Source organism: Chitiniphilus eburneus, from assembly GCF_005048205.1.
GTDB lineage: Bacteria > Pseudomonadota > Gammaproteobacteria > Burkholderiales > Chitinibacteraceae > Chitiniphilus > Chitiniphilus eburneus.
On record NZ_SUMF01000028.1, the window covers coordinates 21,901 to 43,243 of the forward strand.

Annotated in this window: 21 protein-coding genes; 10 read left to right on the plus strand and 11 right to left on the minus strand. The window is 66.1% G+C overall.

What is annotated here, in order from left to right:
- Positions 1-94: 94 nt before the first annotated feature.
- A complete protein-coding gene (locus FAZ21_RS16535) occupies positions 95-862 on the minus strand; it encodes a substrate-binding periplasmic protein (protein WP_136774552.1) in 768 nt (255 codons plus the stop codon).
- A 97-nt stretch (positions 863-959) separates the two neighbouring features.
- On the minus strand, positions 960-1,493 hold the full coding sequence (locus FAZ21_RS16540; protein ID WP_246038715.1) for an acyl-CoA thioesterase: 534 nt from the start codon (positions 1,491-1,493) through the stop codon (positions 960-962).
- 60 nt (positions 1,494-1,553) lie between these two features.
- Between FAZ21_RS16540 and acuI the strand changes: the two genes are divergently transcribed.
- The gene (acuI, locus tag FAZ21_RS16545) at positions 1,554-2,537 is read left to right on the plus strand and encodes an acrylyl-CoA reductase (NADPH) (protein WP_136774553.1); all 984 of its coding nucleotides are present in this window, start codon (positions 1,554-1,556) and stop codon (positions 2,535-2,537) included.
- A gap of 280 nt (positions 2,538-2,817) precedes the next feature.
- Here the strand turns inward: acuI and FAZ21_RS16550 are convergent, their stop codons facing one another.
- The 3 genes from FAZ21_RS16550 to FAZ21_RS16560 are packed head-to-tail and all read right to left on the minus strand — an operon-like array spanning position 2,818 to position 5,525.
- Complete coding sequence (locus tag FAZ21_RS16550) at positions 2,818-3,471, minus strand: HAD family hydrolase (protein ID WP_136774554.1); 654 nt, start codon at positions 3,469-3,471, stop codon at positions 2,818-2,820.
- Positions 3,472-3,500: 29 nt separating this feature from the next.
- A complete protein-coding gene (gene ubiG, locus FAZ21_RS16555; RefSeq protein WP_136774555.1) occupies positions 3,501-4,214 on the minus strand; it encodes a bifunctional 2-polyprenyl-6-hydroxyphenol methylase/3-demethylubiquinol 3-O-methyltransferase UbiG in 714 nt (237 codons plus the stop codon).
- 9 nt (positions 4,215-4,223) lie between these two features.
- Positions 4,224-5,525 (minus strand): TRZ/ATZ family hydrolase, encoded by a 1,302-nt coding sequence (locus tag FAZ21_RS16560; protein WP_136774556.1) that lies wholly within the window; start codon positions 5,523-5,525, stop codon positions 4,224-4,226.
- 676 nt (positions 5,526-6,201) lie between these two features.
- Between FAZ21_RS16560 and FAZ21_RS16570 the strand changes: the two genes are divergently transcribed.
- Entirely contained in the window at positions 6,202-7,194 is a 993-nt protein-coding gene (locus tag FAZ21_RS16570) for a Gfo/Idh/MocA family protein (protein WP_136774558.1), read from the plus strand.
- Between the two features lie 70 nt (positions 7,195-7,264).
- Here the strand turns inward: FAZ21_RS16570 and FAZ21_RS16575 are convergent, their stop codons facing one another.
- From FAZ21_RS16575 to FAZ21_RS16585, 3 genes are all read right to left on the minus strand, one after another.
- Positions 7,265-8,869, minus strand: a complete 1,605-nt coding sequence (locus tag FAZ21_RS16575; RefSeq protein ID WP_136774559.1) for a methyl-accepting chemotaxis protein — start codon at positions 8,867-8,869, stop codon at positions 7,265-7,267.
- Between the two features lie 181 nt (positions 8,870-9,050).
- Positions 9,051-9,608, minus strand: coding sequence for a DNA-3-methyladenine glycosylase I (locus FAZ21_RS16580; RefSeq protein WP_136774560.1), 558 nt, complete (start codon positions 9,606-9,608; stop codon positions 9,051-9,053).
- Positions 9,605-11,215, minus strand: a complete 1,611-nt coding sequence (locus FAZ21_RS16585) for a methyl-accepting chemotaxis protein (protein WP_136774561.1) — start codon at positions 11,213-11,215, stop codon at positions 9,605-9,607. Before FAZ21_RS16585 ends, FAZ21_RS16580 begins: the two co-directional genes overlap by 4 nt.
- Before the next feature lie 209 nt (positions 11,216-11,424).
- Between FAZ21_RS16585 and FAZ21_RS16590 the strand changes: the two genes are divergently transcribed.
- From FAZ21_RS16590 to FAZ21_RS16615, 6 genes are all read left to right on the plus strand, one after another.
- Positions 11,425-11,970: a GbsR/MarR family transcriptional regulator gene (locus FAZ21_RS16590; RefSeq protein WP_136774562.1), complete on the plus strand. Its 546-nt coding sequence runs from the start codon at positions 11,425-11,427 to the stop codon at positions 11,968-11,970.
- 4 nt (positions 11,971-11,974) lie between these two features.
- Positions 11,975-12,205, plus strand: a complete 231-nt coding sequence (locus FAZ21_RS16595) for a hypothetical protein (RefSeq protein ID WP_136774563.1) — start codon at positions 11,975-11,977, stop codon at positions 12,203-12,205.
- Between the two features lie 35 nt (positions 12,206-12,240).
- The gene (locus FAZ21_RS16600) at positions 12,241-13,821 is read left to right on the plus strand and encodes a cytochrome ubiquinol oxidase subunit I (protein ID WP_136774564.1); all 1,581 of its coding nucleotides are present in this window, start codon (positions 12,241-12,243) and stop codon (positions 13,819-13,821) included.
- A gap of 18 nt (positions 13,822-13,839) precedes the next feature.
- Positions 13,840-14,976 carry a cytochrome d ubiquinol oxidase subunit II gene (gene cydB / locus FAZ21_RS16605; RefSeq protein WP_136774565.1) on the plus strand — a complete coding sequence of 379 codons (1,137 nt, stop codon included), beginning with the start codon at positions 13,840-13,842 and terminating at the stop codon, positions 14,974-14,976.
- A 43-nt stretch (positions 14,977-15,019) separates the two neighbouring features.
- The gene (cydX, locus tag FAZ21_RS21295) at positions 15,020-15,193 is read left to right on the plus strand and encodes a cytochrome bd-I oxidase subunit CydX (protein ID WP_136774566.1); all 174 of its coding nucleotides are present in this window, start codon (positions 15,020-15,022) and stop codon (positions 15,191-15,193) included.
- 712 nt (positions 15,194-15,905) lie between these two features.
- Positions 15,906-16,478, plus strand: coding sequence for a flavin reductase family protein (locus FAZ21_RS16615; protein ID WP_136774567.1), 573 nt, complete (start codon positions 15,906-15,908; stop codon positions 16,476-16,478).
- 217 nt (positions 16,479-16,695) lie between these two features.
- On the opposite strand, the gene FAZ21_RS16620 is transcribed toward FAZ21_RS16615, so the two are convergent.
- Positions 16,696-17,634, minus strand: coding sequence for a DMT family transporter (locus tag FAZ21_RS16620; RefSeq protein WP_169307464.1), 939 nt, complete (start codon positions 17,632-17,634; stop codon positions 16,696-16,698).
- A 193-nt stretch (positions 17,635-17,827) separates the two neighbouring features.
- Between FAZ21_RS16620 and FAZ21_RS16625 the strand changes: the two genes are divergently transcribed.
- Both FAZ21_RS16625 and FAZ21_RS16630 read left to right on the plus strand, forming a co-directional pair.
- Entirely contained in the window at positions 17,828-18,454 is a 627-nt protein-coding gene (locus tag FAZ21_RS16625) for a phosphatase PAP2 family protein (protein ID WP_136774569.1), read from the plus strand.
- Between the two features lie 81 nt (positions 18,455-18,535).
- The gene (locus FAZ21_RS16630; RefSeq protein WP_136774570.1) at positions 18,536-19,303 is read left to right on the plus strand and encodes a substrate-binding periplasmic protein; all 768 of its coding nucleotides are present in this window, start codon (positions 18,536-18,538) and stop codon (positions 19,301-19,303) included.
- Positions 19,304-19,331: 28 nt separating this feature from the next.
- Here the strand turns inward: FAZ21_RS16630 and FAZ21_RS16635 are convergent, their stop codons facing one another.
- Together FAZ21_RS16635 and FAZ21_RS16640 are read right to left on the minus strand one after the other, a co-directional pair.
- Positions 19,332-20,855 carry a helicase HerA-like domain-containing protein gene (locus FAZ21_RS16635; RefSeq protein ID WP_136774571.1) on the minus strand — a complete coding sequence of 508 codons (1,524 nt, stop codon included), beginning with the start codon at positions 20,853-20,855 and terminating at the stop codon, positions 19,332-19,334.
- 112 nt (positions 20,856-20,967) lie between these two features.
- Positions 20,968-21,343, minus strand: a 376-nt coding sequence (locus FAZ21_RS16640) for a LysE/ArgO family amino acid transporter (protein ID WP_169307465.1), incomplete at its 5' end; no start/stop codon positions are given.

Below are 21,343 nucleotides of genomic sequence, written 5' to 3' on the forward strand. Positions count from 1 at the left end.
CGATCGATCGGGCATCCTTCGGCCGTAGCTGGCGGGGCGTTATGGCAGGTGAGGTGGCAAGTCCGGCCTGGGCGGCAGGACTTTGTTCATTGCCTCAGTTCAGGCCGTATTTGCCACGCAGTTTGGTCAGGGTGCCGTTGGTTTCCAGGCGGCGGATGGCTGCGTCGATCGTTCGCAGGTCCGCTTCGGGGACGCTGGCTTTGCTCAACATCAGGTGCACCGGGGCCTGGTTGGGGACGAAGGTGAGCTGGGTGACCGGCAGTTTGGCGATATAGCGGGCTTCGTAGAATACGGCGCCCACGTCGCCGAGGATCAGGTCGGCGCGGCGGGCCTTGAGCATGCGTATGCCTTGGTCGAAGGTCTCGAAATGCTGGAGCTGGCCGCTGGCCTTCAAATCGGGCAGGTAGCGTGCGTAATCGTCGCCGTACCAGCCGCTGTTGGGGGCGAGCAGGCTGATGCGGCCGCTCAGCAGGTTGTCGAAGGAGCGGATGCTGGCGAAGCGCGTCGCCTCCTCGCTGCGGGCGAACAGGCCGATGGTCTCGGAACGATAGGCGATGGTGAACCAGCTAAAACGGCGGCGCTCGGGCGTGGGCGACGCCGCGAACAGGACGTCGAGCTGGCCTTCCTTGTGCATCAGATGGCGACGCTGGCGCGGGATGTCCTCGCGGAATACCAGCGTGCAGCCCGCCTCCTTGAAAATGGCCTCCATCAATTCGATGTCCAGCCCGCTGGGCTTGCCCAGGGTATTGAGCTGCGAATAGGGCGGCCAGTCTTCCACGGCCACGCTGAGGGGCTTGCTGCACGCAGCCCAGACGAAGGTGGGAAACACACAGGCCAGGATGAATGCGGGCAGGATTTTCATGGTTGTTGTTCTTGCCGGATATGCCACGGGTATATTGAACGCTTGGGGCGTAAGCGTCGAGCGCTTGATGAAGAGTGGTGGCGGATCGGGGCCGGATTCAATCCTGCGGCGGCGTTGCCCAATGGCTCAGCCAGTCGGACAACGGTGGGGAGGGGGCGTCGTGTCCTGCCAACGCCATCAGTTCCGAGGTGGCCACCGAACCGCCCGTCTGCCGCAGGAAGCGGACGCGGATGGCGGCAACGGCCACCGATTCGCCCTGTCGTACCACACGTTGTTCCAGGAAGATCGACTTGTCGTCCCAGCCCAGGACGCGGGTGTGGATCTCGAAGCGCTGGAATACCGTCAGCGCGTGCCGGAACTGCATCGTGGCCATGGTGGCCACTGGAAACCAGCCGGCGGCCTTGATCCTGCTGGCCAGCCCGCTACGCAGCATCAGGTCGGTGCGGCCGAGATCGAGCAGGGTGAAGTAACGCCCGTTGTTCACGTGGCGGTAGAGATCCAGATCGTTCGGCCATACCCGCAGCGATGTGATGCACGGCCCGAGCAGAGCGCAGGGCGGTCGGCGGCGGGCGGTGAGCCATAGCCAGAGCAGGCGCAGGTACAGGTTCATGACGTTCGCCAGCATGGGCATTGAGGGTTATCGTTATCCCCATTGCTTGTCACTGCGTCAAATTCTCGCTACGGAGGCCCCATGTTCAGAACGATTCTGTTGCGTCGGGAGGACGGTTGTTTCGAAGCGCGCGCGACCGAGTTGGAAGAGGTCGCGCTGCCCGACGGCGACATCCTGCTCGGCGTGCATTACTCCACGCTCAACTACAAGGATGCCCTGGCGATCACCGATCGCGGCCCGGTGGTGCGTGCCTGGCCGATGGTGCCCGGCATCGATGGGGCGGGGGAGGTGCTGGAATCGGCCCATCCCGATTTTCGTCCCGGCGATCTGGTGGTGCTCAACGGCTGGGGCGTGGGGGAGGTGCATTGGGGCTGCCTGGCGCAAAAGGCGCGCCTGAAGGGGGATTGGCTGGTGAAGTTGCCGGCGGGGTTCTCCACGCGGCAGGCGATGGCGGTGGGAACGGCTGGATACACGGCCATGCTGTGCGTGCAGGCGCTGGAAGCGCACGGCGTGCGGCCGGCCGACGGGCCGGTGCTGGTGACGGGCGCCACCGGCGGCGTGGGGTCGGTGGCGGTGATGCTGCTGGCGCGTCTGGGGTACGAGGTGGCGGCGCTGACCGGCAAGGCCGATGCCGGCGCCTATCTGCAAATCCTCGGCGCGCGTGAGGTCCTGGAGCGCGGCGAGTTCGCGCAGCCGGGCAAGCCGTTACAGAAGGAACGCTGGGCGGCGGTGATCGATACCGCCGGCAGCCATACCCTGGCCAATGCCTGCGCGCAGGTGCGTTACGGCGGTGCCGTGGCGGCCTGCGGCCTGGCGCAGGGCATGGATTTCCCAGCAACGGTGGCGCCGTTCATCCTGCGCGGGGTCACGCTCCACGGGATCGACAGCGTGTACGCCCCGTTGGCCAGGCGGCAGCAGGCCTGGCAGCGCCTGGGGCGCGATCTGGACGTGGCGGGGCTGGAGCAGATCGTGACCGAGATCAGCCTGGCGCAGACGCTGACGGCCGCGCAGGACATCATGGCCGGGCGGCATCGCGGGCGGTTCGTGGTGGACGTGAATCGCTAGGGCATGTCGTCACATGTTTCACGACAGCGTTTGGTGCAGTTCGGGATGCCCTGCAAGGATCTGGACGCGCGGCGGTATGGATACCGCCAGCGGCCTGCGACGCCGCATGGCGCCCGAAATGCACCGAACCCGCAGGGCTGGGCCGAAAAAACACCCTCCACTGCGTTGCACGCCTTGCCAATAACCGGTTATTGCCTGCGTCGTGCGCCTGGTGTCTGGTGCTTTTTCGGCCCAGCGCTGCCGCGAAACAGGTGACGACACGCCCTAGAAAGGGGCGCCGCTAGCGGGGCAGGTGTCGCAGCAGGTCCAGCGGGTGCTCGATGCCGACATCGGCACCCCAGGCATGCGGCAGGTCAGTGTGGGCGATATAGCCCCAGTGCGCCAGCGCGGTCTTCATGCCCACGGAGCGGCCGGCGGCGATATCGCGCTCGGCGTCGCCCACGTACCAGCAGCGTTCGGGTGCCACGCCCAGGGCCTCTGCGGCGAAGCGCATCGGGCGCGGGTCGGGCTTGGCCACGCCGACGGTATCGCCCGATACCACCACGCCCGGCGCGCTGGGCCAGTCCAGGCGCAGGATTAGTGGGTCGGTGAAGCGCATGGGCTTGTTGGTGACGATGCCCCAGGGCAGTCCGCGCTGCGCCAGCGCTTCGATCAGCGGCGCGATGCCGTCGAACAGTCGCGTTTCGTCGCACAGATGGCTTTCGTAGTGATCGAGAAAACGTTCGCGCAGCAGCGCGAAGGCGGCATCGTCCGGTGTGATGCCGTAACCCAGCCCGATCAGCCCCCGCGCGCCATGGCTGGCCAGCGGGCGAATCGCGCTGTAGGGCTGGGGCGGCAGGCCTTCCTCCAGCAGCATGCGATTGAGCGCGCCGCCCAGGTCGGCTGCCGTATCGGCGAGTGTACCGTCCAGATCGAAAAGCACTGCTTGAACCATGATGGGATATTCCTGTGCGCCGTTGGCGCTTACTCGGGCTTGCGGCAAGCCATCAGATAATTCACGTCCGTATCGCCACCCAGCGTATAGCCACGGCTCACCGGGTTGTAGTGCAGCCCGGTCAGCGCCTGGGTATCCAGGCCGGCGGTGCGGGCCATGCGCGACAGTTCGGATGGCTTGAGGAAGCGGGCGTACTCGTGGGTGCCGCGCGGCAGCATGCCCAGCACGTATTCGGCGCCCAGCACCGCCAGCAGATAACTCTTGGCGTTGCGGTTGAGCGTGGAAAAGAACACCCAGCCGCCCGGCCTGGCCAGGCGAGCGCAGGCCGCGACGACGCTGGCGGGCGAAGGCACGTGTTCCAGCATCTCCAGGCAGGTCACGATATCGAAGCTTTCCGGCGCTTCCTCGGCCAGCGCCTCGACCGCGACATGGCGATATTCCACATTGGGCTGGCCGGTTTCGATCAGGTGCAGTTTGGCGATCTTCAGCGACTTCTCGGCCAGGTCGATGCCGGTCACCTGCGCACCGCGCTGCGCCAGCCCTTCGGACAGGATGCCGCCGCCGCAGCCCACGTCCACCACCCGGCTTGCGCTCAGCGTGGCGTGCTGCTCGATGAAATCCAGGCGCAGCGGATTGATGTCGTGCAGCGGCTTGAATTCGCTGTCCTTGTCCCACCACTTGTGGGCGAGCGCGGAAAACTTGGCGATTTCCGCAGCGTCGGCGTTGAGCACGGGTTCAGTCATCGATGGGTCTCATACGGAAAGGATACGGCTGTGCCAGCGGCGTGCGCGGGCCTGGGTTTCGGCCAGGTTCAGGCTCAGGTGGCGATGGTCGGCGTAGACGTTGCGACCGGCGATCCACACATGGCTGACCTGGCTGCGATCGGCCGCGTAGACGAGATGCGAGAGGGGATCGTAGCACGGCTGGGTGCCTACGGCGGACAGGTCGACCGCGATCACATCGGCCTGTTTGCCGGGGCGCAGACTGCCGATGCGGTCGTCCCAGCCCAGCGCGCGGGCGCCGTTCAGTGTCGCCATCTCCAGCGCCTGCCACGCCGGCAGCGCCTCGGGGTTGCCGCTGGCGCCCTTGGCCAGCAGGGCGGCCAGCCGCAGCTCCGCGAACATGTCCAGCTTGTTGTTGCTGGCCGCGCCGTCGGTGCCAATCCCGACATTGATCCCGGCGGCGAGTTGATCCGCGATGCGCGCAAAGCCCGATGCCAGCTTCAGGTTGGAGGCCGGATTGTGCGCCACGTGCACACCCTGGCGCGCCAGCAACGCCAGCTCCTCGTCGGTGGTGTGCACCATGTGCGCGGCGATCAGATGGCTGCCCAGCAGCCCCAGGCCGGATAGCCGCGCCAGCGGGCGCACCCCGAATTCCTTCAGGCTGGTGGCGATTTCGTCCTGCGTCTCATGAATATGGCAATGGATACCGATCTGCAATTCGTCCGCCAGCGTGATGACGCGGCGGAAGGTTTCGTCGCTCACGGTATATGGCGCATGCGGCGCCAGCGTAAAGCCGACCAGGTTTTCGCCGCGGAATTCGTCCATGCATTCCAGCGCGCGGCGGATATAGCCATCGGCATTGGCGGCATAGGCATTGGGGAATTCCAGGATCGAGCAGCCGACCATGATGCGGAAATCGCTGGACAGCGCGGCACGGGTCACGGCCGCATGGTGGAAATACATATCGTTGGCGCACGTGGTGCCACCAGCGATCATTTCCGCGATGGCCAGCAGCGTGCCATCGAAAACGAATTCATCCGAAACGTGTTTGCCTTCGGCGGGCCAGATATGCTGATTCAGCCAGGTCATCAGCGGCAGATCGTCGGCGTAGCCGCGCAGCAGCGTCATGGCCGAATGCGCGTGCAGATTGATCAGGCCGGGCAGCAGGGCGTGATCGGGCAGGCGGGTGAGCGTGGCTTCGGGGTAGCGCGCCAGCGCATCGGCGGCGGGCAGCAGATCGACGATGCGTTCGGCATCGATGACGAGCGCGTGGTCCAGCAGAACACCACGAGGTTCGATGGCGATCAGCCAGCGGGGCAACAGGATGTGCATGGGCGGGCCCGGGATGGAAAGCCGCCATTATACAAAAACAAAAAGCCGACCTTGCGGTCGGCTTTTCATTCGCGATGCCTGAATTACTGGGCAGCGGAGGCAGCGGAAGCAGCCGGGGCGGAAGCCGGGGCCGAAGCAACCGGGGCAGCAGCCGGAGCGGAGGCTTCAACCGGAGCCGAAGCTTCAACCGGAGCGGAGGCAACCGGAGCTTCTTCCTTCTTGCCGCAAGCGGACAGGGCAACGGCCAGCAGGGCAGCGACGAGCAGAGATTGTTTCATTTTGAAAATACCTTTTTGAGCTGATGGGTAGTAAACCTATTTGGCCGACGATTGGCTCTGCTGCCTTGCGGCTTATTAGCTGTCATCGACAACACGGGGCGAATTCTAGCGATAATCCGTAGCTAAACCAAAGGTTCTATGGCTACGCCGTGTAACAGACTGCAACCTGCGCGGATACGTGGGTCGGCCCCGCTTCCAGGCGGTGCGCAAAGCAATCTATGTAATTGATGAGGCAAGGTATTTTTTCACTGCGATGCGCGTGGCCGGCACCTTTATCACCGATTCGGCAATTGACTGGCATCCAGGGATTTGCCCAAATGGCGTATTCGGGGCGCGCCTGATACAAGGTAGCGACAGTTGGCCGTAACATCTGCGCTTCAATAGCGAAGGGCAGGCAGATGGAAAAGATAGTCCGTTTGGGGCTGATCGGTTGCGGCGTGGCGGCGCGCGAACTGCATTGGCCGGCATTGCGCCAGGTGGGGGATGCGGTGCAACTGGTGGCGGTCTGCAATCGCACGGCCGACAAGGCGCGCGCACTGGCGGAGCTGGCCGGGGGCATCGACTGGTATGACGATTGGCAATCGCTGCTGGCACGCCCGGATATCGATGCCGTGGATATCGTACTGCCCGCCACGCTCAACCTGGAGGCCACGCGCGCCGCCCTGGCCGCTGGCAAGCACGTGCTGGTGGAAAAGCCGCTGGCCGCGAATCCCGACGAAGCCCGCGCCATGCTGGTACTGGCGCAGGCGCATCCCGACCGCGTCACCATGGTGGCGGAGAACTTCCGCCACGCCTGGTTTCTGCGGCGACTGCGCGCATGGCTGGCCCAGGGCGAGGTCGGCCGGGCGTATGCGCTGCACTGGCACGCCATGACCACCATGGCGCACGATAACCGTTACATAGTCAGTGGCTGGCGCGGCAGCGAGGCCTTCCCTGGCGGGCTATTGCTCGACGCGGGCGTGCATTACGTCGCGGTGGCGCGGGCCCTGCTCGGCGAGGTGACCGAAGCATCCATCGAAGTCTCCAGCGTCGATCCGCACCTCGGCCGCTACGACGGCGGCAGCCTGACGCTGCGTACCGACAGCGGCGCCCACGCCACGCTCAACCTGTATTTCTCCACCGTGGGCCATGAAGAATGGCGACTGGTGGTGCTGGCCGAACGCGGCAGTGCCGAGTACGACGGCGCCACGTTGACGCTGCGTGGCGCCGACGGCCGTGTGCAGCACGAACCCAAGCCGGATGACGACGGCTATGCCGCGGAGTTTCGCGCACTGGCGGCGGCGATCCGGGCGGGGCAGGGCGGTTCGGACTTCGCCGAGGGATGGCGCGACATGCGCGTGATCACCAGCGCGCTGGCGCAACCGGGGCAGCGGGTGCGCATCGGCGACTAGGCATGGCCACGCCATGAAAAACGGCCCGGAGGGCCGTTTTCCTTTGCATGTGGCATGGCGATGCCGGCGGTCAGACGCGATAGCGGCTGATGGTCTGTTCCATATCGCGGGCCAGTTGTTGCAGATGCTCGGCCGCCTGCGAGGTATTGCCGGCCGCCGCGCTGTTTTCCTCGGACATGCGCGCGATGGTCTCCACCACCTGCGCGATACTGTTGCTGGCCACGCTCTGCTCGCGGATCGCCTCGGTGATGTCCGCCACGCGGCCCACCACGTCGCCCGCGCTGCCACGGATGCGGCGGATCGCATCGCCCGCCGCGCGCGCGTTGCCCACGCCGTCCTCCACCTGACTGACCACGTTCTGCATCCGGCCCACCGCCAGATTGGCGCCGTCCTGGATCGAAGCGATGGTGCCGGAGATTTCCTGCGTGGACGACGAGGTACGTTCGGCCAGCTTGCGCACTTCGTCGGCGACCACGGCAAAGCCGCGCCCCTGCTCGCCGGCGCGCGCCGCCTCGATGGCCGCGTTCAGCGCCAGCAGATTGGTCTGGTCGGCGATTTCCTTGATCACATTGACCACGGCCGAGATATCCGCGCTCTTGCCCTGCAACTGCGCAATCTCGTCGGCGGCCTCGCGCACGGTGTCGGCGATACCGTCGATCTTGGCCACGGTGGATTCGATCACCTGCCCGCCATCCTCGGCCAGGCGGCCCGATTCGCGCGACAGCTCATCGGCCTCGCCCGAACGGTCGGCCACATGGTTGATGCTGACCGTCACCTGTTCCACCGTTGCCGCCATATTGGATGCGGCCTCGCTGGCCTGGGTGGCGGTGCGGGTCAGCCCGCCCGCGGTATACGACAACTGGTTGGCGGAGCCGGCCACATCGCCGATGCGGTTGCGCATCTCGCGCAGGCTTTCCTGCAAGCGGCCGATCAGTGTATTGAAGGCGGTGACCGTCTGGCCGATCTCATCCTGGCTGTTCACCGGCGCGCGGCGGGTGAAATCCAGCGTGTTGCCGATCTCGGTCACGGTTCGCTGCATTTCGGCCAGCGGGCGCTGGATCGCGCGGGTCAGCAGCGTGCCGATCACCGCCAGCAGGGCGATGGCGGCCAGGATCAGCACGACGAACTGGATCCGCGCGCTGCGTTGTTCCTCGGCCACTTCGGTGCGGTAGGTGCTGGCCAGCTTGAGCTTGTAGTCCACCAGCGCCTGCAACGCCTGTTCGGTGGCGATGGCGGTGTCGCGCGTGGCGGTCAGCGATGCCGCGACATCGCCGAAATCCTCGGCGGTTTGCAGCACGTCCCGCGAAGATTTGTCGAACGTGGCCAGTTGCGGTTGCAGCTTCTGGAACAGCGCGCGCTCGGCCGGGTCGGAAATGGCCGTCTCGTAGTGCGCCACCTGGCTGGCCAGTTCCTTTTCCTGATCCTTCAGGCGCTGGATCAGCCTGGTGCGCAGGTCGGTGTCGAACGACGAACCGATCTGGTACAGCACCAGTTGCTGCACCTTGAAGGCATTGTTCACGCGATACAGCGTTTCCAGCCCGGCCACCGCCTCGTTGCCCAGGCGCGATACGCGTTCTTCCACGCGGTTGAATTTCACGAACCCGACCGCGCCGACGACCACCAGCGAGAGGATGGCGATCGCGATCAGTAAAAGTAATCGTTGGCTAATTTTCATGTGTATCCCCAAGCTGAGCAAAACCGGATTCGGCTCACTGGCGGTACTTTACCTTACATTCGCCCTTGCTAATACTCAATGGATTCACTGAGCTTGCCGCGTGTCGGAATTTTCTGCTTGCCATATGCTTTCTAAATTATTTCAATTTTGAAATGATTTGCGATTGCGTTCATACCCACGGCTATCGGCCGGTGCGGCGCCAGCAATCCGGATGGTGATCGTCCACCATGCCGGCCGCCTGCATCAGCGCATAGCAGATGGTGGGGCCGACGAACTTGAAGCCGCGCTGGCGCAATGCCTTGGACATCGCCTGCGATTCCTCGGTCTGCGCCGGCGTCTGGCCGGGCCCCCAATGGTTCACGCGCGGCGTGTCGCCGACAAAGGACCACAGCAACGTGGCCAGATCCTCGCCGCGCGTCTGCATGGCGAGGTAGGCCTGCGCGTTGGCGATGAACGCGGCCACCTTGGCGCGATTGCGGACAATGCCCGGGTCGGCCAGCAGTGTGGCCACCCGTGCGTCGTCGTAGCCCGCCATGCGTTGCGCGTCGAAACCGTCGAAGGCGCGGCGATAGTTGTCGCGCTTTCTCAGCACGGTGATCCACGACAGCCCGGCCTGCGCGCCTTCCAGGCACAGCAGCTCGAACAGCCGGTCCGCGTCGCGGCAGGGCATGCCCCATTCGTCATCGTGGTAGGCGACATACAGCGGATCGTCGCCGCACCAGGCACAGCGTTGCGTCATACCTTGTACCTCGAAATATCCCTCTGCATGGTATCGGCAAGCTGGTTCAGGCGCTGTGCCGAGGCTGCGCTGGCGCCAGCGGTGCCGCTGGTCTGCTCCGACATCTGCGCGATGCGCTCCACCTGCTGCGCGATGGCGGTGCTGGCGCTGCCCTGCTCGCGGATCGCGCTGCTGATCTCGGATACATAGGACACCACCTCGGACGATGCGGCGCGGATCTGGCGGATGGCATCGCCGGCCTCGCGCGCCTGGCCCACGCCGTTTTCCACCTGGGCGACCACGTGCTGCATCGCGTTCACCGCGCGCTCGGCGCCATCCTGGATCGTGCCCACCGTCTGCGTGATTTCCTGCGTCGATTGCGCGGTGCGCTCGGCCAGCTTGCGGACTTCATCCGCCACCACCGCAAAGCCCCGGCCCTGCTCCCCGGCGCGTGCCGCCTCGATGGCGGCGTTCAGCGCCAGCAGGTTGGTCTGCCCGGCAATGTCCTTGATCACATCCAGCACCGCCTTGATGTCGCCGCTGCGCGTGCGCAGCTCGGCCAGCTCCTCGGCTGCGTTGCGCACTGTATCGGCGATGCCGTCGATCTCGCGGATGGTGGTTTCGATGATCTCACCGCCCTGGCTGGCCAACTGGCCCGATTGCTTGGAGCGATGATCCGCCTCCTGCGCGCGCTCGGCCACGTGGTTGATGCTGACCGTCATCTGCTCCACGCTGGCGGCCATGTGGGACGCCGAATCGCTGGCCACGTCGGCCGCGCTGGCCAGCTCCCGCGAGCTGCCCGCCATCTCGGTGGACGAGCCGGCCAGTTCGCCGCTATGTTCCCCCACCCGGCGCAAGGTCTGGTGCATGGCGTCGATCAGGCGGTTGAAGCTGCCGACCATGCGGCCGATCTCGTCCTGCGCCCGGCTCGGCACGCGGCGGGTGAAGTCCAGCGTGTGTTCGATCTCGCCGATCACCGTCATCGTCTCGTGCAGCGGGCCGCGAATGGCGCGCACGATCAGCCAGCCCAGCGCCAGCAGCAGCGCCACGAACACCAGCACCACGATCAGAAAGGTGATTTCCGCATTGACCGCCGTGCGCTGGGCCTGATCCTTGGCGGCATGCGCCAGCTCGGTATTCTCGGCCACCATCTTGTCCAGCGTTTCGTCGGCCGCGCGATAGGTGCCGTAGGTGGCTTCCAGCGCAACGCGGGCCCCGTCGGCATCGCCCTGGTTGGCCAGTTGGCGCACGCCGTTGAACTTTGGCTGGTATTCGCCGATCTGCGTTTTCAACTGGTTGTAGAGGCGTTCGTCGTCGGGGCTGCTGATCAGCCTGGCATAGGCGGCCAGCGCGGTGTCGAACGCCTGTTGTTCCGTGGTGATCTCGCCATCCAGCTCGCGGTTGCGCTCCGGTGTGGTGGCCTGCAACTGCACCATGATCTTGGAGCGCAGCTCCTTGTAGCTTTTGTCGATGCTATTGATGACCAGCACGCTTTCCAGCGATTCGTCGGTGATCTGTTCCGCCAGGCGTTCGATCCCCGTGATCTGGTAGATGCCGATGCCGCCCACCAGCAGCAGGGCGGCGATGGACAGGGTGATCAGTAACCAGAGGCGTTGCACGATGCTCATGAGGTGGGTTCCGGCAATTGAAAGGGAACTGACCAGGTGCGGCCCGTCTTTCGGATGGTGGGGCGCGCGTCGGGCAGTGGTATTTATGTCTATGGCATTGAATGCCAGTCAAAGCGCATTCCTACTATAAGAAATTTTGATTTGGTATTGAGCTACATCAAGCTTGGTTTTATAGTTTCAATAATTTCTGAAATTACACGAACGAGAAGATGGAACTCACCCCCCTGACCGAGCGGTTTGTCCTGCATTTCGGAGAAATGGGCAGCCGCTGGGGCATCAATCGCACCGTGGGCCAGATGTATGCGCTGCTGTTCATCTCGCCCCAGCCGCTCAATGCCGACGAGATTGCCGAAACCCTGGGTTTTTCGCGCTCCAACGTCAGCATGGGCATGAAAGAACTGATGTCGTGGCGCCTGGCCCGGCTGCTGCACCGCCCCGGTGACCGGCGGGAATATTTCGAGGCGCCCAAGGACATCTGGGAAATCTTCCGCACGCTGGCGGAGGAAAAACGCAAACGCGAGATCGAACCGACGCTATCCATGCTGCGCGACGCCTTGCTGGAAGTGCCGCAGACCGACGCCGAGCACCATGCGCAGGGCCGCATGCGCGAAATGCACGAATTGATCGAAATGGCCACGGTGTGGTTCGACGAAGTGCAGCGGCTGTCGCCGGAAACGCTGGAAAGCCTGATGCGCCTGGGTGCCAAGGTGCAGAAAGTGCTGGGCTTCACCGACAAACTGCGCGGCAAGGACTGAACCGATGCGCGCGGGCGTCCTCAAGACCGGCCTGCCCCTCTGGGCTGAGATCGTACTGATCCTGGCGATCAAGGCCCTGCTGCTGTGGGGCGCCAAGCAGATGTGGTTCTCCCAGCCGCTGACCCGGTCCTACCAGATGACCGTGCCCCAGGAAACCATCGGCGAGCAACTGATCGGGCCCGCCGAGCATCACCCGACCCCCCGAGAAACCGCCTCCCAGCCATCGCGCCGTTGATCCGGCGCGAGGCGAAGGCAACCCTGGAGACTGCCATGCTACCCGTCGCCGACGTGGTGGAGCTGTCACGCCTGCAATTCGGCCTGACCGCGATGTTCCACTTCATATTTGTGCCGCTGACCCTGGGCCTGTCGTGGATCCTGGTGATCTGCGAATCGGTTTACGTGATGACCGGGCAACAGGTCTACAAGGACATGACCCGCTTCTGGGGCAAGCTGTTCGGCATCAACTTCGCCATGGGCGTCACCACCGGCATGACGCTGGAGTTCCAGTTCGGCACCAACTGGGCCTATTACGCGCACTACGTGGGCGATATCTTCGGCACCCCGCTGGCCATCGAAGGGATGATGGCGTTCTTCCTGGAATCCACCTTCGTCGGGCTGTTCTTCTTCGGCTGGAACCGATTGTCGCGGGTACAGCATCTGGGGGTGACCTTCCTGGTGGCGCTCGGCTCCAACCTGTCGGCGCTGTGGATCCTGATCGCCAACGGCTGGATGCAGAACCCGGTTGGCGCGGCGTTCAACTACCAGACGATGCGGATGGAGCTGACCAGCATCACCGAGGTGATCTTCAACCCGGTGGCGCAGGTGAAATTCGTGCACACGCTGGCCGCCGGCTACGTGGCCGCCGCCATGTTCGTGCTGGGCGTATCGGCCTGGTACCTGCTGCGGGCGCGCGATACCGGCTTCGCCATCCGCTCGTTCGCGGTGGCCGCCGGCTTCGGCCTGGCGTCGGTGTGCTCGGTGATCGTACTGGGCGATGAATCGGGCTATGCCACCGGCGAAGTGCAGAAAGTGAAGCTGGCCGCCATCGAGGCCGAATGGGATACCCATCCCGCGCCGGCATCGATCACCGTGTTCGGCCTGCCCAACCAGGAAGCGCAACGCACCGATTACGCCGTGCGCATCCCCTACGTGCTGGGCCTGATCGCCACGCGTTCCACCGACAAGCAGGTGACCGGCATCAAGGACCTGATCCGCGAACACGAGGCGCGCATCCGCAACGGCATCCTGGCCTACGAGGCGCTGGTCAAGCTGCGCCAGGGCGATACCAGCGAGGATGTGAAGCGCCAGTTCGACCGGCATCAGGCCGACCTGGGCTTTGGCCTGCTGCTGAAGAAATACACGCCGAACGTGGTCGATGCCACACCGGCACAGATCAGCGCCGCCGCCCACGACACCATTCCGCGCGTTGCACCGCTGTTCTGGAGCTTCCGCGTCATGGTCGGCCTGGGCCTGCTGTTCCTCTTCATCTTCGGCGCATCGTTCTGGTTCCTGGCGCGACGCAACCTGGCGCCGCAGCGCTGGCTGCTGCGGCTGGCGGTGGTGGCGATCCCGCTGCCGTGGGTGGCGATCATGACCGGCTGGTTCGTGGCCGAATACGGCCGGCAACCGTGGAGCATCTCCGGCGTGCTGCCCACCTTCCTCTCCGCGTCGTCCATCGACGCCGGGCAGGTTTGGTTCAGCCTGATCGGCCTGATCACCATGTACGTGCTGCTGTTCGTGATCGAGATGTACCTGATGCTGAAGTACATCCGCCTCGGCCCGTCCAGCCTGCATACCGGACGGTATTTCCGCGAGACCGGCACGCCGGCCCATTCCGCCAACGCATCCTGACCGGGCAAGGGGAACGCAATGATCGACTACGAAACACTCAAACTGATCTGGTGGGGCCTGATGGTGCTGCTGATGCTGGGTTTCGCGCTCACCGGTGGCTGGGACCTGGGCGTCGCCACGCTGTTGCCCTGGGTCGGGCGCAACGATGAGGAACGCCGGGTGGCGATCAACGCCATCGGCCCCACCTGGGAAGGCAACCAGACCTGGCTGATCACCTTCGGCGCCGCGCTGTTCGCCGCGTGGCCGCTGGTCTACGCGGCGGCCTTCTCGGTGCTGTACGTGGCGCTGATCTTCACCCTGTTCGCGCTGTTCCTGCGCCCGGTGGGCTTCGACTACCGCAGCAAGGTGGAGGATGCGCGCTGGCGCAACGGCTGGGACTGGGGTCTGTTCGTCGGCGGCGCGTTCCCCGCGCTGGTGTTCGGCGTGGCCATCGGCAACCTGTTCCTGGGTTTGCCGTTCAACTACGACGACACGATGCGCGTGACCTATCACGGCGGCTTTCTCGACCTGTTCAGCGGCTTCACCGTCGGCACCGGCCTGCTGGCCGTCGCCATGCTCACCCTGCACGGCGCGGCGTATCTCTACCTGCGCACCGACGACGCCGTTGCCGAGCGCGCGCGGCGTGCCGCCATCGCGTTCGGCCTGGCCACCGCCGTGCTGTTCGGTGTGCTGGGGTTCTGGCTGGCGCGCCTGCCTGGCTACCAGGTTGTTGCCATCGGCGACGTGAATGGCGTACTGACGCCGATGCAGAAGCAGGTATCGCACGAGGTCGGCCTGTGGTTCGCCAACTTCCACGCCTGGCCACGGCTGTGGCTGCTGCCCGCGCTGGGCCTGGGCGGGGCCTTGCTGGCGGCGGCCGGCGCTGCGCGGCGCTGGCGCTGGCTGGCATTGGCCGGCTCGTCGCTGGCGCTGATCGGCATCATCGTCACCGCCGGTGCGGCGCTGTTCCCCTTCGTGCTGCCGTCCAGCGTCGATCCGGTGGTCAGCCTGACCGCGTGGGATGCCGTTTCCAGCCATCGCACGCTGGGCCTGATGCTGGGCGTAGTGGTGGTCTTCATCCCCATCATCGCGCTCTACACCGGCTGGGTGTACCGCGTGATGCGCGGCACGGTGACGGTGGAGCAGATCCGCCGCGAAACGCATACCAGCTACTGAGCATTCCCGGCCGCTCCGCGCGGCCGGCACGGAGGAACATCGAATGTGGTACTTCACCTGGATTCTGGGCATCGGCCTGGCGCTGGCCTTCGGCATCATCAACGTGCTGTGGCTGGAAAGCCATTACGCCTTCGGCCTGCGCAAGGCCGACGAAACGCAGGAGCGATTCGAGCGCTATCGGGCCAAGCGCCGCAGCAGGCGACAGGGCGGGCGCTAGGGCGTGTCGTCACCTGTTTCGCGACCGGGTTCGGTGCATTTCGGGCGCCGCGCGGTGTCGCAGGCCGCTGGCGGTATCCATACTGCCGCGCGTCCAGCGCCTTGCACGGCATTCCGAACTGCACCGAACGCGGTCGCGAAACCGGTGATGACACATCCTGGAACGAATCGATCTTCTTCACCCAGGAAACGCAGGACGAAGGCCGGGCGCATTGCCGCGTAGTACCGCGTTCGCGGGGATCGCCCCGCGCCACCCGGCGCTTTGCGCACTGGCTCCCGGCCTTCGTCCTTCCTGTGGATTGACCCGTGGGCTGCCGCCGGTTTGGTCGCACCGCCTGCCGAGAGCAGCGATTCCCGCCGCACCGCGCTTCGAGCAGCCGGACCCACACCGTCCGTGCTTGAAGATCGATGTGCCCCGGCAGGGGTGGGGTGGGGACCCAGCCAATCCTGTGACACGTGGTAGGGGCGGCGATGACATGTAGACGGCCATCCTTCGGTCGCTCCGCCACAAACCCGCGCCGATTGTTGCGATGCAGCAGATTCTCCCGGCAAAGCATCGCGCGGCTTCCCGTTCTTCACCTGGCCGGGTGGGCCATTCCTTCGTATGGCAATTGCGCGTGAATCGTTTGCGCCACTTCGCTAGGCCATCCTCGGGGGGGTGGGTTACAGTGGATTTACAAATCAACAAATCAACTATTCCAGAGGAGCCCACCATGCAACCTTATGCCTCCGTTCCCTTGAGCAAGGCCACCACCTTGCTCAACCATGGTCCGGTGACGTTGGTCAGCAGCGCGCATGATGGGGCGCGCAACGTCATGGCTGCATCGTGGGCCATGCCGCTGGATTTCACCCCGCCCAAGGTGGCGGTGGTCATCGACGCCACCACGATGACGCGACGGCTGGTGGAATCGTCCGGCGAATTCGTGCTCAACATTCCCGCGCGCGGTCTGGCCGAAGCCACGCTGGCGGTGGGCTCCCGCTCCGGCGACGAGGGCGACAAGTTCGAAGTGCTGGGCCTGCGGACCTTCCAGGGGACGGTAGTGGAGGCCCCCTTGCTGGAAGGCTGCGTGGCATGGCTGGAATGCAAGGTGTTGCCCGAACCGCACAACCAGCAGCGCTACGATCTGTTCCTCGCCGAAGTGGTTGCCGCCTGGGCCGATCCGCGCGTGTTTGCCAACGGGCGCTGGCGCTTCGAGGATGGCGCGCTGCGCACCATGCACTATGTGGCGGGGGGCGATTTCTTCGCCACTGGCGAATCATTCAAGGTGCGCAACGCCATCGATTGAGCGGCGGCATGCAGGCCACGAAAAAGGCGAGCGCAGGCTCGCCTTTTTCATGGTCGTTGCACGCCCGGGCCGATCGGAAGGCGCCGCGCGGCGCTGGCTTCCGCCCATCGACCCCGTTCAGCCTTCGACGCTGTGCCGGGGCGGGGCGGGGCGGGGCGGGGCGCGGTCCGGGCAAGGTGAATCCGTTCACCCGGCGTCGCGGCGGCCGAGGGCAGGCTCAGTGAACCGGCTCGGTATGCGCATGCGCCCGCTGGAACGCCCGGATGGCCAGCATCACGCCGCACACGAACAGCGCGATGGCCGCCAGCTCGCTGCCGCGCGGCGCCCGCCATGCCAGCACGAAGCCATACAGCAGTGCGAACACGGTTTCCGACACGATCAACTGGCCCACCAACCCCACCGGCAGGCGCTGGCTGGCCAGGTTCCACAGCCAGGTGGCGATCCACGATGCGCCGATGCCCAGCAGCAACGACCAGCCGATCAGCGCGGCATCCAGCGTGAACTGCGCGCCCCCTGCCAGCCCGGCCAACGGCAGCAAGGGCACGAAACCCAGCGCCGTGCCCAGCCCGAGCAGGCTGGTCCAGGTGCCGTTGTCCACACTGGAGCGCTTCAGCACGCGCGCGTTGAATGCCGCGAAGGTGGTCCAGCAGGCGGCCGCGATCGCGGCCAGCGCCACGCCCAGCAGGAAGCGATGGACATCGCCATGCTTCAGGTCGGCCAGCCCCGCGTGATTGATCAGCAGCAAGCCGGCGAGCACGCATGCCAGCGGCACGATCAGCGCCCGCATCAAGCGCCGCCGCACGGCGGCGCTGCGCCGCGTGTGGGCCAGGTCGATGGCGGCCAGCCACAGCGGGATGGTGCCGATGATCAGGCTGACCACCGCGCTGTTGGCATAACGGATCGCCAGCGACAGGATGGAATAGTAGAAAGCATTGCCCAGCAGCCCCAGCCCGAAGGCGGCGGCCAGCAGGCGCGGCGGCAGCGCCCGCACGCGGCGGTGATGCCGCGCCAGCAATACCGCGCACAGCACCGCGTAGACCAGGTAGCGTCCCATGGCCACCGCCAGCGGCGATTGGTGCGACAGCGCGGCGGGCGCCACGAAGGCGAAGCCCCACAAGGCGCCGGCGGCCAGCCCGGCGACGATTCCGCTCCACATAGTGTTCTCCGAAAGGTGCAGCGATCGGCGGGGCGGCGCCGAACCGTACAGGCGGTTATTGTCTCGTGTGCCGGCGCCGGGCCGGGGTAGGGGATTTCCCGTCTGGCGCGCGGGCGGCGGGAAACCTCGGCGGCGCATGGCGGTCCATTGCCGTCGGGAGCGGCGTGGCCGTGTCACAACCCGGGGAGGGTGAATGTCGTTCTGGATCGTCGTGTCGTGGCTGGGTCATACCTGGCTGGTGTTGCCGCTGGCGCTGATGTTCGTCGTCGGCGGCGATGCGCGCGGTGCCTGGCGCTGGCTGGCGGCGCTGACGCTGGCCATCGGCCTCACCCTGGTGTCCAAGCTGGCATTCCTCGGCTGGGGCATCGGCCTGCGCGCGCTCGATTTCACCGGTATCAGCGGCCACGCCATGTACGCGGCGGCAGTCTGGCCGGTGGCCGGTGCGCTGCTGGCGTCGCCCACGCGGCGCCGGCTCGGCTTGACCCTGGGGGGAGTACTGGCGCTGCTGATCGGGGTGTCGCGCCTGGGGCTGGCGGTGCACTCGCCGTCCGAGGTGGTGGCCGGCTGGATGGTGGGGGCCGCCGCCGCCACCTGGGTGCTGCGGCGGCCGCTGCCGCACACCGGCACGGCCTGGCGCTGGGCGTCGATCCTGGCCGTGGCGCTGGCTTCGCGCTGGGTGGCGGTGCCGCCGTCCACGCTGGCGCAGCCGCACCAGATGCTGGTCAGGCTGGCCCTGGCGGCCTCCGGACGAACGGCCCCGTACGACCGCCATACCTTTTGGCGGCCCCCCCACCCGAGACTGCCTCCAGGGCAGCGCTGAAGGCGAATATCATGGAGCTGAGGATGGCGTCACCCGAGGGGTAAAAAGGGTACGGTGCCACGCGTGGCTTCGGGGGGAGCTATGAAAACAGCGCGATACTGCCTGCTATGTTGCCTGCTATGGTGGGCCTTGCCCGCGTTCGCTCAGCAGAAGGTATTCGTCTGCGGCCTGAACGACAATTTCCAACCGTATCAATACCGCGATGCCGCGGGCCAGGCCGCCGGCCTGGATGCCGAGGTGGCGCGCCTGGTGTTCGCCCGCATCGGCCGGCCGCTGGTGTTTCGCATGGGCAATTTCGAAGAGCTGTACAGCGCCATGTACTTCGGCCTGGGCCTCACCCACGGCATGTGCGGCGGCGAGTTGACGCCGGATCGGCTGCGCCGCGTGCTGGGAACGCAGCCTTACTTCTGGCGGCGCAGCATGATCTTCGTCCGCGCCGATGGCCCCATCCGGAAAACGCGCGATCTCCATGGCCGCATCATGGTCGGCGATGCCGACTCCTACGCCGAGCACGCACTGGGTGATCAGTTGTCGCGCATCCGCGTGCGGCGCGGCGTGCCGCAGGATATTGGTTTTGAATTGCTGCGGCAGGGCAAGGTGGAGGCGGTGATCGCCCCCGAGCATGTCGGGGCCTTCCTGGCCAAGCGTTCCGGCGTGGCGGTGCGCGAGCTGGACCTGGGCGACCCCGGCACCCCCGTGGGCTTCCTGCTGCCCAAAGGTGAAAGTGCGCAGCGCAACGCCATCGACCGTGCGCTGCTGCTATTGAAGGCCGAAGGGCGGATCGCCGAGGTGGTGCGCCGCTACAACCTGGACGAGTCGTTGCCCGACGACGCCGCCGTCAAGCCTTAGCCGCCCGGCCCGCGGCGCGGAGCACGCCTTAGCGCCGCCGGCCGCGCCCGCCCGAGATCGACCCCAGCACGCCGCGCAGGATCTGCCGCCCCAGTTCGTTCCCCACCTGGCGCGCCATGCTCTTGGCGGCCGATTGCACCACGCCGTCGGTTTTACCGCCACGTGGGCCGGTACGGCCGAACAGCATTTCGCCCAGCGCGCCGAACAGGCCACCGCCGCCGCCGCTTTCGGCCTCGGCCGGCTTACCCGCGCCGGTGCCGGCAGGCGCGGTGGCCGGCGTGGCGGCGCTGCCGCGCAATACCTCGTAGGCCGATTCGCGATCCACCGCCGCTTCGTAGTGGCCGTACAGCACCGATGCCTTGATCACGGCTTCGCGTTCGGCCGGCGCCAGCGGGCCGATGCGGCAGCCCGGCGCGGTGATGAAGGCGCGTTCGACGATGCAGGGGCTGCCCTTGGCGTCCAGGAACGACACCAGCGCCTCGCCCACGCCCAACTCGGTGATCGCGGCCTCGGTATTCAGCCGGGGATTGGCGCGCAGCGTTTCCGCCGCCACCTTGACCGCCTTCTGGTCACGCGGCGTGAAGGCGCGCAAGGCGTGCTGCACGCGATTGCCCAACTGGCCGAGCACGGCGTCGGGCACGTCCAGCGGGTTCTGGGTGACGAAGTACACGCCCACGCCCTTGGAGCGGATCAGCCGCACCACCTGTTCCACCTTGTCCACCAGCGCCTTGGGCGCGTCGGCGAACAACAGGTGGGCCTCGTCGAAGAAGAACACCAGCTTGGGCTGCTCCAGGTCGCCCACTTCGGGCAGTTGTTCGAACAATTCGGACAGCAGCCACAGCAGGAAGGTGGAGTACAGCCTGGGGCGCTGGTAGAGCTGGTCCGCCGCCAGCACATTGATCACGCCCTGGCCGTTGGCGGTCTGCATCAGGTCGGCGATGTCGAGCATGGGCTCGCCGAAGAAGCGGTCGGCGCCATCGCTTTCCAGCGCCAGCAGGCCGCGCTGGATGGCGCCGATCGACGCGGCCGACACGTTGCCGTATTCGGTGGTGTATTCCTTCGCATGCTCGCCCACGTGCTGGACCATCGCGCGCAGGTCTTTCAGGTCCAGCAACAGCAGGCCACGGTCGTCGGCGATCTTGAACACCAGGTTCAGCACGCCTTGCTGCGTATCGTTCAGATCCAGCAGCCGCGCGATCAGCACCGGGCCCATGTCCGAGATCGTGGCGCGCACCGGGTGGCCGGATTGGCCGAACACATCCCAGAACACCGTCGGGCAGGCGGCATAGTCGAGCGATATCCCCAGCGCATCCAGCCGCGCCTTGAGCTTGGGCGTTTCCAGCCCCGCCACCGCCACGCCGGACAGATCGCCTTTCACATCGGCCAGGAACACCGGCACGCCAATACGCGAAAACGCCTCGGCCATGCGTTGCAGCGTGACGGTCTTGCCGGTACCGGTGGCCCCCGCGATCAGGCCATGGCGGTTGGCCAACGCCGGCAACAGGGCGATCTCGTGTTCCGCGGCGCGGGCAATCAGCAACGGGTCGGACATGACAGCACTCCAGAGGGGAATGCTCCGGATTGTGGAATAGGAAACGGCGAAGTGGAAAGGCCCGCAGTGTGGGGCGTGGCAAAACCCAAACCCCACATCGAGGGTGCGTTGCCTATCCCCCCAGTGCGCCGCTGGCGAGGCCGGCTGCCAGGGTGGCCATGACCAGGGCGGTGATCAGGTCGATGGCGCGCCAGAATGCGGGGCGGGCGAACCAGGGTGCCAGGGCGTGGGCGGCGCCGGCCAGGCTGAAGAACCAGAGGAACGATGCGGTGATCGCGCCCAGGCCGAATGCGCCGCGTGCCGGCCATGGATGTTGCGCGCCGACGCTGCCCAGCAGCAGGACGGTATCCAGGTAGACGTGCGGGTTGAGCAGGCTGAACCCCAGCGCGGTGGCCAGCGCCTGGCGCCAGCCCATGCCGCTGCCGGGCGCGGTGGCCAGGGTGCCGGGCTGCATCGCGGCGCGCAGCGCCCGCCAGGCGAACCAGGCC